Origin of the sequence: Collinsella aerofaciens, from assembly GCF_028209885.1 — a bacterium.
GTDB classification, from domain to species: Bacteria; Actinomycetota; Coriobacteriia; order Coriobacteriales; family Coriobacteriaceae; genus Collinsella; species Collinsella aerofaciens_BA.
Window position 1 is genome coordinate 1 of record NZ_JAQLEM010000016.1, and the last position, 15,676, is coordinate 15,676.

The following is a 15,676-nucleotide window of genomic DNA, read 5'->3' on the forward strand; positions in this document are numbered from 1 at the left end:
GATATACGCCGTGATGCGCGACCGGGTGCCCTACCGGGAGTAGCCCCGACGGTTGACAAAACTATAGGAACACCCAATGACTGGGCCGCTTGCCTGCGATTTTTGACCGTTGGGCGGGCTTGCCGCCCTTGCCGCAAAAACGTTTTTGCATATCGGGTACAACGGGCTTTACGTGAGTAAAGTGCGCGCCGCGTCCACGTGTCGCGTTTTTAAAGGAGGCCCCATGCCTGGTGTTACCCCTGCAGAAGTTTTGTCCAACTTTGGTATTACGCTGGTCGAAGATCCCGCCGAGAATCAGCCCCGCCTGCTGGTCGATCTACCCGCCGCGGAGCTCGTCGAGCACGCCATCCGCCGCGAAGAAGGCCGCATGGCATCCAACGGCGCGCTGGTGATTGAGACGGGGGAGCGCACCGGCCGTTCGCCCAACGATCGTTTTATCGTTGACACCCCCGATGTTCACGACAAGATCGCCTGGGGTGCGGTCAACCGCCCGCTGTCCGTCGAGAGCTATGAGGCCATCAAGGCCGGCATCGTCGACTATCTCGACGAGCGCGACGTGTTCGTCACGCGCGGCATGGCGGGCGCCGACCGCAACCACACGCGTCGCCTGCTTGTTGCCTGCGAGCGTGCCAGCCAGGCACTCTTCATTAAGCAAATGCTCGCCCGTCCGCTCGCCCGTGAAATCGCGCGCACCGGCGAGCCCGACTTCTGCGTGCTCGCGGCACCCGGCTACCAGTGCGACCCTGCCATCAAGGGCCTCAACTCCAGCGCTGCCGTGGTCATCAACTTCCAGGAACGCGTGATTCTGGTCGCCGGCACCGGCTACTCCGGCGAGATTAAAAAGTCGATCTTTAGCGTCATGAACTATCTGCTGCCCGTCGAGGACGACGTGCTGCCCATGCACTGCTCGGCCAGCATGGATCCCGTCACGCACGAGACCGCCGTGTTCTTTGGCCTGTCCGGCACCGGCAAGACCACGCTTTCGGCCAATCCCACGCGCCTGCTGATCGGCGACGACGAGCACGGTTGGTCCGACATGGGTATCTTCAACATTGAGGGTGGCTGCTACGCAAAATGCGAGGGCCTGGACGCCTTCCACGAGCCCGAGATCTTCAACGCCGTCCGTTTTGGCGCCATTTGCGAAAACGTGGTGCTCGACGAGAACCGCAAGCCCAACTACGACGACATCTCGATCACGCACAACACGCGCGTGGCCTATCCCGTGGAGCACATTCCTAACGCGTGGACTAAGGGCATGGGCACCACTCCGAGTGTCGTGCTGTTCCTGACTTGCGACGCTTTTGGCGTGCTGCCGCCCATCTCGCGCCTGACGGCCGATGCCGCCATGTACCACTTTGTGACGGGCTTTACGGCTAAGATTCCCGGTACCGAGGTCGGCGTCACCGAGCCCACGCCCACGTTCTCTTCGCTGTTCGGCGAGCCGTTTATGCCGCTCGACCCCATGGTTTACGCCAAGATGCTCGGCGAGCGCATCGCCGACGGGCGTACGCGCGTCTACCTGGTCAACACCGGCTGGATTGGCGGCGGCTACGGCGTAGGCCATCGCATCGAGCTTGCCTACACGCGCTCACTGGTCGCTCGCGCCCTCGACGGTACCATCGAGGACAGCGAGTTCGTGCACGACGACATCTTTAACGTCGACATTCCCACGACGTGCCACGGCGTGCCCGATGGCATCCTGGTGCCGCGCCAATACTGGCAGAACACCGCGCGCTATGACGAGGCCGCGCACAACCTGGCGGTGATGTTCGAGGAGAACTTCGAGAAGAAGTACTCGCACCTGCCCGAGTCCGTCAAAGCCGCCGGCCCGCACGCTCAAGTACACGCCGACGCCCGTCATCGCGGCCGCGGGCTGCTGGGACTCCGCCACTAGCTTCGCCGTGAGTCCATATCCACCACAAAGGGGACAGGCACCTTTGTGGTGGTTTTGCTCGCGTGGATGACTCGGGTTACAATACGCCTGACATATCGTCCCCTTCTCCGGATGGGGACAGCGCAAGCGTTCTTGTGACGGCACCGTAGGACTTTGAAGGTGGCCGTTGTAAGGGCGCTTTTTGTTTAGGCGCCCTCACTCGGGCGCGCACAATGAAGGGAGAGCGTATGAAGAGCTTTATTGCCGAGGATTCATTCTGGGAGCTGTTTCCGCAGGCAGCGGTCGGTGTTGTGGTCGTGGAGGGCATGAAGCCCACGGCTCAGATTCCTCAAGAGGACGTGGATGCGATTGCGGCGTTTCTCGACCGCGCCAATATCGATGCGGAGCGTCATCTGACCAGCGACACTATCAGCGAGAACGCACCGGTCAAGGCATGGCGCGAGGCCTATCGTTTGTTCAAGACCAAGAAAGGCGCGCGCTGCTCGATCGAGAACTTGCTCAAACGCGTGCTCAAAGGCAAGCCGGTGGGCCACATTACGCCCGCGGTGGATATTTACAACACGGTGTCGCTGACCTACGCGCTGCCCGTGGGAGGCGAGGATCTGCATGCGATTGAGGGAGACCTTCGCTTGAAGGTGACCGACGGCGGCGACGCGTTCTTGCCACTTGGCGAGGAGGCGGATGATCCGACGCTGCCCGGTGAGCTTGCTTATATCGATGATGCGGGCGCCGTGTGCCGTTGCTGGAACTGGCGCGATGGCGTTCGCACGGCGCTGTCCGACGATTCGGCGGACGCATTTCTGGCGATTGAGTGCGTGGAGCCCGAGCGGATGGGGGATTGCCAGGCCGCCATCGATCGCTTGGCCGAGCTGCTCGAGCGCTATCTGGGAGCGACGGTTGTCGTTAAGACGCTTGTGACCCGCGACAATCCCTGCGTGGAGCTGTAGCGGCGCCTAGAACCTATTGATGCCCCAGACCACCACAAAGGTGCCTGTCCCCTTTGTGGTGGTTTTTATGTTGATGGGTTAACAATTGGGTCGCGTGGAGGCGGCAGTCGCTGAGTACGGCTAAGATGTTTACCCGTTAGCATCATGCAAGCGAAAGGCGGTCGTCTCCCATGCAGCAGAACGACGAGACACGTTTCGAGGATTTTGTCGGACTGATTAGCGGGCTGTACAAGGAGATTCAGCGTATCAAGACGTCCGAGGGCGCAAGGCTGGGCCTCAAGGGCTCCGACGTTATGTGCCTGTACTACCTGGAGCGCAGCAAGGACGGCATGACCGGCGCCGATCTGGCTCGCGTGGCCGGCGTGACGCGCGCTGCCGTTTCGCGCACGCTGGCGCACCTGGAGGAGGGCGGCTTTGTCGAGGTTGATGACTCGGGCGATGCTGCCGTCAAGTACCGCGCACCGGTTCGCCTGACCACGCTGGGTGGCGAGAGCATGAACGAGGCCGACCGTATCATCCACGACGTGCTCGACACCACCGGTAAGGCCATGGGCGTGGAGCAGCGCGAGCAGATGTATGCGTCGCTGCGTACGATTCTCAACACCCTGCGCGAGATCTAAGGCCGCCAAGGCATTTGCTTCCCATTAACAACTGCATAGTCCCGTTTGAGCGCGTATACCGTGCCGGGGCAATGCTGTCTAAATTCCCCGCGCGAGACCTGCGCAAGAAAGGATTTGTTATGTCCGTCCGCATTATTACCGATTCCGCAAGCGATATGTCGCCGGCGGAGCACCCCGCTCTGCGTGTTCTGCCGCTGTCCGTCACCTTTGGCACCGATGTGTACATGGATGGCGTCGACATCGATCACCAGCGCTTTTACGAGATGCTCGTGGAGCGCGATGAGCTGCCCAAGACCGGCCAGGTCAACCCGTACGCGTTTTCGCAGGCGATTGCCGAGGCGCGTGAGGCCGGCGACGAGGCCGTGATTATTACCGTGGGCGCCAAGCTTTCGGGCACCAATCAGAGCGCCCGTACCGCACTTGCCGAGGCGCCGGGCGGCGACGTGTTCGTCGTGGACAGCAATAACGTGACCTTGGGAGAGCGCGTGCTGGTCGAGTATGCGCTGCGCCTGGTGGATGAGGGCCGTAGTGCGGCCCAGATCGCGGCAGCGGTCGAGGCCGTGCGCGACCGCGTGGTGGTTATCGGCCTGCTCGAGACGCTGGAGTATCTGGTGCGTGGCGGTCGTCTGTCTGCTGCGGCCGGCGCCGTGGGTACGCTGCTCAACGTGAAGCCGGTCGTGGCCGCCGAGGACGGCCTCATCGTGCAGCTGGGCAAGGCGCGCGGTTCCAAAAACGGTCGAAACCTGTTGAACCAGAAGGTCGAGCAGGCGGGCGGCGTCGACTTCTCCATGCCGCTGGCGCTCGGCTATACGGGTCTTTCGGATGCGGTGCTCAAGAAGTATATCGAGGACAGCGCGGCGCTGTGGGCTGGCCATGCCGAGGGCGAACTGCCCGTTCACACCATCGGCGCCACCATCGGCACCCACGTAGGCCCCGGTGCCGTAGCCGTAGCCTTCTTCCAACCCGCCAACTAACCGACTTGCCATAAACCACCACAAAGGGGACAGGCACCTTTGTGGTGGTTTATGCTTTTCCGGGTGGAAGGGAGCGAGCAATGGCGTCTGAGGGCTTTTTTGAACGGGTGTACGAGGTGGTCGAGCAGATTCCCGAGGGGATGGTCGCCACGTATGGTCAGGTGGCGCTGCTTGCCGGTCGTCCACGAAGTGCGCGGTACGTGGGGTATGCCCTGCATAGTAATCCGCGTCCCGGCGAGATTCCCTGTCACCGCGTGGTGTTTGCCGACGGGCACATATGCGAGGGCTTCGCTTTTGGCGGTCCCGATGCTCAACGTGAGCTTTTGCTAGGGGAGGGTGTGGCGTTTAAGGACGACATGCACGTCGACTTGCCCGCCTGTCGCTGGCCAGCAGGGCTCTAGCGCTCTGCCGTGGCCAAAACCACCACAAAGGTGCCTGCCCCCTTTGTGGTGGTTTAGTTTACTTGGGCTAACTTATGGAGAAGCTATGGCGGCGGATATTGATGCTGCAAAGTAAACCACGGTGAACTATATTGGTTTCAGCAACGGAGCAGGCAATAGGCGATGAAAAAGCCTGCCCTGTTGAGTTTGATTCGCATTCCTCCCCTCTGTGCGATTCAACGGTGTACTTCGGGAACAGGCCCGCTGGCAACTAACTGCCAGCGGGCCTGTTCCTGTTTGTCGGGGGAGTGCGATGGACGGAGCCGAAGCGGTCCGCTCCAAAAAAGGCGGACGCCGTAGCGCCCGCCCTATAGCAATCGAAAGCTCAAGTCAGCAGATCGGCCTAGTACACCATACCCATGGCGTCCTGAACCTCGGCCAGGGTCTGCTCGGCGATCTCGTTGGCGCGACGGTTGCCCTCGTGCAGGACGTCCTTCACATAGTCCAGATCGTTCTCGTAGCGCTGGCGACGCTCGCGGATCGGTGCGAAGTACTCGTTGACGGCCTCGGTCACGTACTTCTTGAGCTGGCCGGAGCCGCCCATGCCAATCTCCTCGGCAATCTCGACCTCGGAACGGCCGGTGCAGATGGCGGCCGTCGAAAGCAGGCCGGACACGCCGGGGCGGTTCTCGGGATCGAACGTGATCATGCGCTCGGAGTCGGTCTGGCTCTTCTTGATGCGCTTGGCCGTCTCCTCGGCGGTCATCGAGATGTTGATGGCGTTGCCGTAGCTCTTGCTCATCTTGCGACCGTCCAGGCCGGGCAGCAGCGGGGTCTCGGACAGCAGCGCCTCGACCTCGGGAAATACCTTGCCGTAGCGGTTGTTAAAGCGGCGGGCGATGGTACGGGTGAGCTCGATGTGCGGCAGCTGGTCGCGGCCGACGGGCACCACATTGCCCTTGCAGAACAGGATGTCGCAGGCCTGGTGCACCGGGTAGGTGAGCAGAAGGCCGGTGAGCTCGTGGCCCGAGGCCTCCATCTCGGCCTTGACCGTGGGGTTGCGCGCCAGCTCGGCCTCGGACACCAGCGACAGGAACGGCAGCATGAGCTGGTTGGCGGCGGGCACGGCGGAGTGCGCGTAGATCATGGTCTTGTCGGGGTCGATACCGCAGGCAAGGTAGTCCATGACCATGTTGTACACGTTGTCCTGGATGTGCTCGGTGGTGTCGCGGTCGGTGATGACCTGGTAGTCGGCGATGAGTACGTTGGTCCTGGCGCCCATGTTCTGCAGCTCCACGCGGCCCTTGAGGGTGCCAAAGTAGTGACCCAGGTGCAGACGGCCGGTGGGGCGGTCGCCGGTAAGCATGGTGAACTTCTCGGGCGTCTTGGCCAGGCCCTCGCGAATGGCGTTGCTCTTTTGCAGCGCGACTTCGTAGCTGTTCTCGTTTGGCATGATTGCTCCTAACGTATGTTCATGGGTCAAGATGATAACGCGTTTATTGGAGGGGCGGGGCGTAAGTAGGCGAGGGGCGGGAGAGGGGTGGCTTGTGCGATGGGTGCGGCGCGGCTGCGCTTGGCCAACGGTGTCTGGGCACATCCTCGGCAGCTTATCCTAGAGCTTGTGGTGGCGCTCTTCTTTACGTTCCTCGGCTGCTTGCTCCTCCTGCTTAAAAGCGGGGTCGTCGGGGGTGACGAGCTCGTCCTCGTGCGTGCGCTTGTTGTAATGGTGGCGCAGCACGGGCTCAAACAGATGTAGATGCTTGGCAAAGGCCGCCGAGCCAATGGCGAGCACGGTAAAGATGAGCACGCGCATGGGCACCTCGACCTGGTTAATCGCGGCGGCGCCGGCCGAAAGCATGATGCACCAGGCATAGATGAGCAGCACAGCCTGTTTTTGGTTGTAGCCTTCTTGGATCAGGCGGTGGTGGATGTGGCCCTTGTCGGCCTGCCCGATGCTAATGTGGGCGCGCTTGCGGCGCACGATGGCGCTAAACGTGTCGATGATAGGCACGCCGGCAACGATGAGCGGGATGATAAGCGAGGTGAGTGCGGCGGTGCGGCTCACGTTGAGCAGCGAGATGGAGCCCAGCGCAAAGCCCAGAAGCAGCGACCCCGAGTCGCCCAAGAATATGCTTGCGGGGTTGAAGTTGTAGCGCAAAAAGGCCAGACAGGCGCCAAAGAGCGCAATGGAGAGCGCGGCGGCGTCGATGCGGCCCGAGAGAACGGCCATCGAAAACATGGTGAACGACGCGATGCCGCAGATGCCCGTGGCCAAGCCGTCGAGGCCGTCGATGAGGTTAATGATGTTGGTGAATGCCACCAGATAGATCACGGTGATGGGGTAGGCGAGCCATCCGAGCATGATCTCGCCGGGGGCAAACGGGTTGACGATGACGCCGATTTTTAGGCCGCCGATACAGGCGATGAGCGCGGCGAGGACCTGTCCGGCCAGCTTTTGCTTGGGCTTGAGCTGGAAGACGTCGTCGATAGCGCCGGTCGCAAAGATGACGGTAAAGGAGAGCGCCAGCATGGGATAGCTAATGTGAAGGCGCGGGTGCGGCACCAGGACGGGTGGCCAGCCTAGGTGCCAGGTGCCTAGGATTTGCACAATGCAGGCAACGACCAGGCCCAAAAACACCGCCGTTCCGCCCAAACGCGGGATGGGCTTGGTGTTGATGCGGCGCTTAGAAGGATAGTCGACGGCATCGAGCTTAATTGCCAAGCGCTTGACCAGGGGCACCGCGAGGAAGGTCGTGATAAAGGCCGCCGCTGCCACGCATAGGTACGGTATGTAGCTCGGGGATGAAGCCATGAATCTAAAAACCGCCAAGCGTCGAAGGAAAAGGTCAGAAGAACGCCATGCGCAAAGGGCATAGCCGAACCATAATACTCGACCAAGGGGGGTGCATGTAATTGCACGCAGCGATAATCACGCGCTTACCAGATATTGGGATGTTGTCGATGGCTTGTCGGGATGCCGGCGGGAATCCATATGGACTGTAATGGTGATTTTCGGCAAAAAAAACCACCCCCCACGTTACGAAAATGAACCCACCTAAAACAGGTGGGTGCCCTCATCGACTGTTCCAGCGTCCTTAACAACGAAGGATACCTGTACTAGGTACGACTGTGTGGGCTCCCTAAATAAACGCGACGGTTCACCCAGTTGCTCCGCGGGGGGCGGAATACCTACATCATAAAGCGGCACTTTGTGGATTCCAGTCTTGACATTACAAAAATCGTGTCGGACGATTACGGCGCCTTAGGGACGGAGCCGTCTACGCGGCCTGGCCCTTTACGTTTGAGCTGCTGAATCGTTGTTTTGGAGCATGTTTTTATGCCGACGTCGTTGACCGAACTTTTTTCGCCCGCCTGCCATTTGTGTCCGCGCCGTTGCGGTGCGGCGCGCGATGAGGGCGCGCACGGCGTCTGCGGTGCTAACGACACGCTCAAGGTGGCCCGCGCCGCGCTTCATATGTGGGAGGAGCCGCCTATCTCGGGCGAGGCCGGTTCGGGCACGATCTTCTTTAGCGGCTGCTCGCTCAAATGTATCTACTGCCAGAACCACGAGATCTCGACCGGCAATTTTGGCCTTGAGATTTCGCCTGAGCGCCTGGTCGAGATTATGCTGGAACTGCAGGACCAGGGTGCCAACAACATCAATTTGGTGACGGCGACGCACTATGCGCACCTGTTGCCTGCCGCGATTGCCGCGGCACGGGCGCGCGGACTGGTTATCCCAATCGTCTACAACACGAGTGGTTACGAGCGCGCGAGTGCCGTGGCGGCGCTGGGCGACCTGGTCGATGTGTGGCTCACCGACTTTAAATATGCCGATGCCGGGCTTGCGCAGTCGCTCTCCCATATAAAGGATTACCCGCGTGTGGCCGTGTCGGGTCTGGCCCAGATGGCGCGCGAGATCGAGCGCCGCGGGGGAGAGTTGGTGGACGAGGACGGGCTTATGAAGCGTGGCATGATCGTGCGTCACCTGGTGCTTCCGGGGCATGCAGACGATTCGTGTCGCGTGCTGGACCTGGTGTGGCAGACGGTGGGCGACGTGCCGATCTCGGTTATGAACCAGTACACGCCCAATGCGCTCATGCGCGAGCAGGGCGGCGACCTGGCACGCGCCGTGACGCGTGAGGAGTACGAGCAGGTGCTCGACCATGCCGACGACCTGGGTTTTACGACGATGTTCTGGCAAGAGGGCGGCGCGGTAGACGAGAGCTTCACCCCGGCCTTCGACACCACCGGTGTTCTTACCACCGCAAAGTAGCGCGTTCGTCGATGATTTTTCTGGGACGGGGATAAAAAATCATCGAGAGGATCGCCTGTTCGAAAAGTTGCCAAAATAGCCGCGCCCCAAAAAGACTGGTTATTGGGCGTTGACAGTTGGCGAGCCGTAGGTAAAATATCGACTTGTCCTGGGGACGTAGCTCAGTTGGGAGAGCGCTGCCGTCGCATGGCAGAGGCCGAGGGTTCGACTCCCTTCGTCTCCACCCTTGGATTTGATAAGCCGCTGACATTGTGTCGGCGGCTTTTTTTAAAAGAAAGGGCTATACCATGGCCGAGCTTGAGTCCCAACCATTGTCCGACGAGGAGCGCGCTGAGTTGGAAGAGCTCCGCGCTGAGAAGGCCCGCCGCGAGGCTCGGGAAGAGGCCCGTCGCGAGCGTGAGGAGCTGGCTGCCCTGCGCGCCGAGCGTGCGAAGGCCGAGGAGGTCGCCTCGAACGCCGCATCCGAGCGCAAGCCCGCGCCCGCACCCAAGCCCGCTGCTGCGAAGCCTGCACCTGCCGCGCCCAAACCTCAGCCTAAAAAGGCCGCTCGTCCCAAGTCCGTCGAGCCCAAGCCGAGCCGTGACGAGATGACCTTTGCCCAGCGCATGGTTGCCTCCAAGGAACCTACGGGCGAGAACGAGATCCCTGGCATGGCGCCGGCTCAAAAAATCATCATTGTCCTTGCCCTCATCGCGTTTGTCATCTTTATGGGCTACACGATCCTGACCAGCATGGGCCTGCTCTAACCGATTTGCATCGGGCGTCATGTCCGCATGCTCTGCTCTCGTCCAACCCTCAAATTCTGCACCACACATCTGAAAGGTCGCCCCATGGCTTTGACCGACATCTCGCATCCCACCGACATTGCAATGCTCACCGATCTGTACGAGCTCACTATGGCCCAGGGCCTGTGGGAGAGCGGCAAGGCCAATGAGCAGGGTTGCTTTACCGCGTTTTACCGCGACCATCCCTTTGGCAGCGCCTATGCCGTCATGTGCGGCACCGCCGAACTGCCCGAGCTGGTCGAGAACCTGCGCTTTACGCCCGAGGATATCGACTACCTCGCATCGCTTGAGGCCCCGGCCGGCGGCGCGATGTTTAAGTCCGCATTCCTCGACTATCTGCGCGATTTTCGTGCGCATGTAAACATCGACGCCGTGCCCGAGGGCGAGCTCGTCTTTCCGCGCGAGCCCATGGCGCGCGTCACCGGCCCCGCGCTGGAGTGCCAGCTGCTCGAGACGGCGCTGCTCAACATCGTCGGGTTCCAGACGCTTGTCGCCACCAAGACGGCGCGCGTGGTGCTCGCCGCTGACGGTCGCCCCGTGGCGGAGTTTGGCCTGCGCCGTGCCCAGGGCCCCGATGGCGGCCTAGCTGTTGCGCGCGCGAGCTACGTTGCCGGCTGCTCCTCTACGTCCAATGTGCTCGCCGGCCGCCGCTACGGTATTCCCGTCTTTGGCACGCATGCGCACAGCTGGGTGATGAGTTTCGATTCCGAGCTCGAGGCCTTCCGCGCCTTTGCCAAGTCGAGCCCCAAGAACTGCACGCTGCTCATCGACACCTATGACGTGCGCGAGGGCTGCGAGCATGCCATTACGGTTGCCAAGGAGATGGAGGCGGTGGGCGAGCGCCTGTCGGCTATTCGCATCGACTCCGGCGACCTTGCCAAGCTCTCCAAGTATGTTCGCGGCCGTTTTGATGCCGAGGGCCTGCCCTATGTGGGTATCTCGGTGTCCAACGACCTGGACGAGTACACGATTCAGTCGCTGCTCGACCAGGGCGCGCCCATCGATAGCTTTGGCGTGGGTACCAAGCTCGCGACCTGCTACGACCAGCCGGCGTTGGGCGGCGTGTACAAGCTTTCCGCCCGCCGTGCGAGCGAGGCCGACCCGTGGACGCCGGTGGTCAAGCTCTCCGAGCAGCCCTATAAGCGCACGATCCCGGGCGTACAGCGCGTGCGCCGTTATTACGACGGCTTTGGCGGCCCGGTCTGCGACATGATCTACGACGAGGACCATCTGGCGGGGGAGGGCGCCGCGCGCGGCAATACCCTCGTGGCCGTGAATGATGCCGCCCTGGTGACCGACGTGTCCGAACTTGAGTATCGTGAGCTGTTGGTGCCGATCGTGCGCGACGGCAGTGCGGTGGCTCCGCGTGAGAGCATCCAGGACGCGCGCGAGCGCTGTGTTTGGGCGCTCGATCATCTGGATGCGGCTTTCAAGCGCTTCCTGTATCCGCAGACCTACGTGGTGGGTATGGAACAGGGCCTGGCCCAGGTGCGCGACGAGCTCGTGCGCAAGAATATGGCCGCGGCCTCGGCTTTCCCCTGGGCAAAATGATTCCTTGGGCGGTAGGGGCGAGTCACGCTCCCTTGGCCGCCAGCTCGGCCGTTCGCTGAACAGTTGATTGGTTTGACGTATGACGACTTCTTATAAAACGATGGTGGTAAAGATCGGTTCGTCCACGGTGGTGGGCGCCGATGGCAAGGTCAACCGCGCCTTTATCGGCGGACTTGCCGATCAAGCCGCAGCGCTGCGCAAGCTCGGCTGGCGTCTGGTCGTGGTGAGCTCGGGCGCTATTGCCTGTGGCTATCCCGTGTTGGGCTTCGACCGCAAGCCGGTCGGCGACCTTCCGAGCCTGCAGGCCTGCGCCTCGGCTGGTCAGTGCATCATCTCGTCGGCCTACGACGAGGAGTTCCATGCGCGCGACCTGCTCACCTCGCTCGTGCTGCTCACGCGTCACGACACGGCGCGTCGCACGTCCTACCTGCACGCGCGCGACGCCCTGCTGCGTCTGGTGGAGCTGGGCGTGGTGCCGGTCGTCAACGAGAACGACACCGTTACCGTCGACGAGATCAAGTTTGGCGACAACGACACACTGGCGGCGCTCGTGAGCTGCCTGGTATCTGCCGATCTGTGCGTGACGCTCTCGGACATCGATGGTCTCTATACTGCCAATCCGCATGAGGACCCCACGGCCGAGTTTGTTCCTGTCGTGCATAAGATCGATGCCAAGATTATTGCCTCGGCGGGCAATTCTTCCACATCGGTGGGCACGGGCGGCATGATTACCAAGATCCGCGCGAGTCGCATCCTGATGACGGCGGGCATTCAGAGCGTGATTTGCTCGGGCGAGGAGCCCGATGCGCTCGTGCGCCTCGCCCGCGGCGAGAGCGTGGGCACGCTGTTCGATCCGCCGGCGGAGCGTCTGGACATCGCGCCCCGCAAGCTGTGGATCGCGCTGGGCGACAAGGCACATGGGTCGGTGACGGTTGATGATGGTGCTGCGAAGGCGCTGGTTAGCCGTGGCTCTTCTTTGCTTGCGGTGGGTATTCGCGAGGTCGATGGCCAGTTTGCCGAGGGCGATGTGCTCGATGTGTGCGATCCGAGCGGTATGGTCGTCGCCCGCGGTATCGCCGAGGCCGATTCGGACGTGCTGGAACTTGCTGCCGGTCGCCGCCAGGACCAGATCGCCAGCAACCGCCTGCTCGCTAACCTGGCCGAGAAGCCGGCGATACACAGGGATAATTTAATCGTCTTCGCATAACCAATTGACGCTGCAAACGCCCCTAAGCGGCAATCTGACGTTCAATCGTCGGGCATGACCAAAAGGTCAATGCCCTCCTCTTTCACGTCACCTTGCTCGCTTAGGGGCGTTTTCGCTTTCCGTTCTCTACCTGCGGCATTGTCGTTGCCGGCACTTGTTCGGCACTTGGGGACGTTCTTTTTGTGCCGGCAGGTGGGGACACTCCTTTGCTAGAAGATCTGGCGCAGGTCTCCGCGGTTGAGTGCTTCGTCGAAGAGGTGCTTGAACACCACGCCGCCGTGCAGGCCGTCGTGCTCGAACTCGTTGGTCACCCAGGCATGCGAGTTGCCCACGCGGCTGAGCGTATCGAGCTGCAGGCCCGAATCCACGTACATGTCGTCGAAATACACCGCGGCCTGGAGCGGAACTTCGTTGCAGGCCAGGCGCTGCGGGTCGTAGATCTTGTCCCAGCTGGTGTCTTCCATCAGCAGGTCCATGGCGGGCTTAAACGGCTTAAGCTCGGGCATCTGCTCAAACATCCACGGGAACATGGCCTCGCCGGTAAACATGAGCGGGCGTGCGAGCGTGTCGAACTCGGCGCGGTGCGCCTTCTCTTCAGCCGCGGCCCAGCCAATGGGCATAGTGTCGCCGTCGGCGTATATGAACTCCTGCAGCGTCCAGTACAGCGGATTCGTGCGCGTGTTGGTGCGCTCGAAGGCGCGCATCAAAAAGCTGTCGGATACCGAGGAGCCGCAGGTCAGCGTGCCGTCGCCGTCAACAAAAGCGTGATCGATAATCCAATGCATGCGCTCAAAGCTCGGCTTCATGCCAAAGTCGCTGCCCATGAGCTGTAGACGCTCGACCGTCATCGGCGAGCCGTCGGGCAGCACGGGCTTCTGGGCCTCGAGCGTATCGGCCAGGGCCGCCACGCGTTCGACGTCGGCGGGGTAGCGGTCGTAATACTGCTGAGTTTTAGCTGCCATGCGCGGGAAGGTGTGCGCGTAGACCTCGCTGGCGCTCGCTGGCACGTGTGGAATGCCGCCGCAGGTAAAGCTTGCCGCCACGCCTTCGGGGAAGAGCGACAGATAGCTCAACGTCAAAAAGCCGCCGTAGCTCTGGCCGAGCGTGACCCAGGGCTTGCCGCCAAAGCCCACCAGACGCAGGTACTCAAAATCGCGCACGATGGAGCTGGCGAGGTGGCGCTTGAGGAAGTCGGCCTGCGAGCGTGCTGTATCGGCGCCGGCGGCCGTTGCGCGATCACCCAGTGCCTTGATCGTGCGTCCGTCCACGCAGCTACTGCGTCCGGTGCCGCGCTGGTCGGGAAGGACCACACGGAAGTGCTTGACGGCCTCCTCGATCCAGCCGTCGCTTGTAGGCGACAGCGGACGCGGGCTCTCGCCGCCGGGGCCGCCCTGCAAAAACAGGAGCAGCGGCAGATCGTCGTTGATGCGGTCGGGCGCGCAAACCACGCGGTAGAAGAGCTTGATGCTCTCGGGCGCGCCGGCGATTGGTGCCGGCATAGCGCCGCGGCGCATGGTGCTGCCGACGGCCAGGAGCATCGGCTCCAGGCCGCGCCAGTCAAGGGGGACGTCGATGCTGTGGTCCTCGACGTAAAGGCCGGGGACGTGGTACGAAGTGATGAGGGCCATGTGAGTCTTCCGTTCGTTGCGGTGTTTCGGGTTGACCAATTCTACCGCCGCGGGCGAGGCCATGCGCAAATCGGCTACCATGGTTGCAAACTTCTAGGAGAAAGGGCCGCCCATGTCGGTCGATATAGCCACGTATGTCCACGATCTTGCCGTTGCCGCCAAGGCAGCGTCGGCCTCGCTTGCCACGGCGAGCGATGAGCAGCGCCAGGAGGCCGTGCGCGCCATGGCCGCAGCACTGCGCAACGGTGTCGACTCCATCGTCGCCGCCAACGAGCTCGATATGTCCGCCGCGCGCGATGCGGGCACTTCGGCGGGGCTCCTCGACCGTCTGCTGCTGACGCCTGAGCGCGTCGAGGGCATGGCCGCCGGTTTGGAGAAGCTCGCCGAGCTGCCCGATCCCGTCGGCCGCGTGCTCGACCACCGCGTGCTTGCGAGCGGTGTGGACCTGACCCGCGTGAGCGTGCCGTTGGGCCTGGTCGCCATGGTCTACGAGGCGCGCCCCAACGTGACGGCCGACGCCGCAGGCATCTGCATCCGTACCGGCAACGCCTGCATTCTACGCGGCGGCTCGCTGGCCTATCACTCGTGTGCCATGATCGCCGAGCTGCTGGCCGATGCGCTCGAGGCCAAGGGCTTCCCGCGCGAGGCCGTGTCGATGATCGAGTCCACCGACCGCGAGGCCACCGGCGAGCTCATGAAGCTCCGCGGTATTGTCGACGTACTCATTCCGCGCGGAGGTGCAGGCCTGATCCAGCGCTGCGTGCGCGAGTCGCTTGTGCCGGTGATCGAGACGGGCACGGGCAACTGCCACATCTACGTGCATGAATCCGCCTACTTTGATAAGGCGCTCAACATTATCGTTAATGCCAAGACCCAGCGCGTAGGCGTGTGCAATGCCGCCGAGTCGCTGCTGGTCGACCATGCTGTGGCCGATGCGTTTTTGCCTGCGGTCGTTGCCGTGCTGCACGATCACGGCGTGCTCATTCACGGCGACGAGGCCACGTGCGCCGCGTGCGCCGACGCCGGCTTTGTGGAGGGCGATGACTACGTCGCCGCGACTGAGGAGGACTGGGGTCGCGAGTACCTGGCGCTCGAGATGAGCGTGAAGGTCGTGGCAAACGAGGACCAGGCCATCGCACACATCAATCGCTACGGCACGATGCACTCCGAGGCCATCGTTGCCGAGGACACGGACGCTTGCGAGCGCTTCCTCGATGCGGTCGATGCCTCGGCCGTGTACGCCAACGCCAGCACGCGCTTCACTGACGGCGGCGAGTTTGGCCTGGGCGCCGAGATCGGCATCTCGACCCAAAAGCTCCACGCCCGTGGCCCCTTTGCCGCCGAGGCCCTCACTACCTACAAATACAAGCTCCGAGGCACCGGCCAGGTCCGCCCCTAACGACCGCGCAAGAAA

The 15,676-nt window shown here is 62.3% G+C and carries 13 protein-coding genes and 1 tRNA gene; 11 read left to right on the forward strand and 3 right to left on the reverse strand.

All coding sequences use genetic code 11. The annotated features are described in order from the left end of the window. Positions 1-223: 223 nt before the first annotated feature. The 5 genes from pckA (at position 224) to PMX21_RS05475 (ending at position 4,836) form a co-directional block, all read left to right on the forward strand. Positions 224-1,894 carry a phosphoenolpyruvate carboxykinase (ATP) gene (gene pckA, locus PMX21_RS05455; protein WP_271758553.1) on the forward strand — a complete coding sequence of 557 codons (1,671 nt, stop codon included), beginning with the start codon at positions 224-226 and terminating at the stop codon, positions 1,892-1,894. 227 nt (positions 1,895-2,121) lie between these two features. Beyond that, complete coding sequence (locus PMX21_RS05460) at positions 2,122-2,841, forward strand: B3/B4 domain-containing protein (RefSeq protein ID WP_271758556.1); 720 nt, start codon at positions 2,122-2,124, stop codon at positions 2,839-2,841. A 170-nt stretch (positions 2,842-3,011) separates the two neighbouring features. Further along, positions 3,012-3,461 carry a MarR family winged helix-turn-helix transcriptional regulator gene (locus PMX21_RS05465; protein WP_196032736.1) on the forward strand — a complete coding sequence of 150 codons (450 nt, stop codon included), beginning with the start codon at positions 3,012-3,014 and terminating at the stop codon, positions 3,459-3,461. Between the two features lie 119 nt (positions 3,462-3,580). Then, on the forward strand, positions 3,581-4,435 hold the full coding sequence (locus tag PMX21_RS05470) for a DegV family protein (protein ID WP_271758558.1): 855 nt from the start codon (positions 3,581-3,583) through the stop codon (positions 4,433-4,435). Positions 4,436-4,515: 80 nt separating this feature from the next. Then, positions 4,516-4,836: an MGMT family protein gene (locus PMX21_RS05475; protein WP_117770205.1), complete on the forward strand. Its 321-nt coding sequence runs from the start codon at positions 4,516-4,518 to the stop codon at positions 4,834-4,836. 382 nt (positions 4,837-5,218) lie between these two features. Here the strand turns inward: PMX21_RS05475 and trpS are convergent, their stop codons facing one another. Next, the gene (trpS, locus tag PMX21_RS05480; protein WP_138112823.1) at positions 5,219-6,268 is read right to left on the reverse strand and encodes a tryptophan--tRNA ligase; all 1,050 of its coding nucleotides are present in this window, start codon (positions 6,266-6,268) and stop codon (positions 5,219-5,221) included. A 159-nt stretch (positions 6,269-6,427) separates the two neighbouring features. Next, on the reverse strand, positions 6,428-7,627 hold the full coding sequence (locus PMX21_RS05485; RefSeq protein WP_271758560.1) for an MraY family glycosyltransferase: 1,200 nt from the start codon (positions 7,625-7,627) through the stop codon (positions 6,428-6,430). A gap of 525 nt (positions 7,628-8,152) precedes the next feature. On the opposite strand from PMX21_RS05485, the gene PMX21_RS05490 reads away from it, so the two are divergent. From PMX21_RS05490 to proB, 5 genes are all read left to right on the forward strand, one after another. Beyond that, complete coding sequence (locus PMX21_RS05490; RefSeq protein ID WP_271758562.1) at positions 8,153-9,091, forward strand: radical SAM protein; 939 nt, start codon at positions 8,153-8,155, stop codon at positions 9,089-9,091. A 150-nt stretch (positions 9,092-9,241) separates the two neighbouring features. Beyond that, positions 9,242-9,314, forward strand: a tRNA-Ala gene (locus tag PMX21_RS05495). 64 nt (positions 9,315-9,378) lie between these two features. Then, the gene (locus tag PMX21_RS05500; RefSeq protein ID WP_271758564.1) at positions 9,379-9,837 is read left to right on the forward strand and encodes a hypothetical protein; all 459 of its coding nucleotides are present in this window, start codon (positions 9,379-9,381) and stop codon (positions 9,835-9,837) included. An 84-nt stretch (positions 9,838-9,921) separates the two neighbouring features. Then, the gene (locus tag PMX21_RS05505) at positions 9,922-11,427 is read left to right on the forward strand and encodes a nicotinate phosphoribosyltransferase (protein WP_271758566.1); all 1,506 of its coding nucleotides are present in this window, start codon (positions 9,922-9,924) and stop codon (positions 11,425-11,427) included. Positions 11,428-11,506: 79 nt separating this feature from the next. Then, positions 11,507-12,634 (forward strand): glutamate 5-kinase, encoded by a 1,128-nt coding sequence (gene proB, locus PMX21_RS05510; RefSeq protein WP_271758568.1) that lies wholly within the window; start codon positions 11,507-11,509, stop codon positions 12,632-12,634. A 209-nt stretch (positions 12,635-12,843) separates the two neighbouring features. On the opposite strand, the gene PMX21_RS05515 is transcribed toward proB, so the two are convergent. Next, on the reverse strand, positions 12,844-14,262 hold the full coding sequence (locus PMX21_RS05515) for an alpha/beta fold hydrolase (protein WP_271758570.1): 1,419 nt from the start codon (positions 14,260-14,262) through the stop codon (positions 12,844-12,846). Positions 14,263-14,374: 112 nt separating this feature from the next. On the opposite strand from PMX21_RS05515, the gene PMX21_RS05520 reads away from it, so the two are divergent. Next, positions 14,375-15,661, forward strand: coding sequence for a glutamate-5-semialdehyde dehydrogenase (locus PMX21_RS05520; RefSeq protein WP_271758572.1), 1,287 nt, complete (start codon positions 14,375-14,377; stop codon positions 15,659-15,661). The last annotated feature ends 15 nt before the right edge of the window (positions 15,662-15,676 follow it).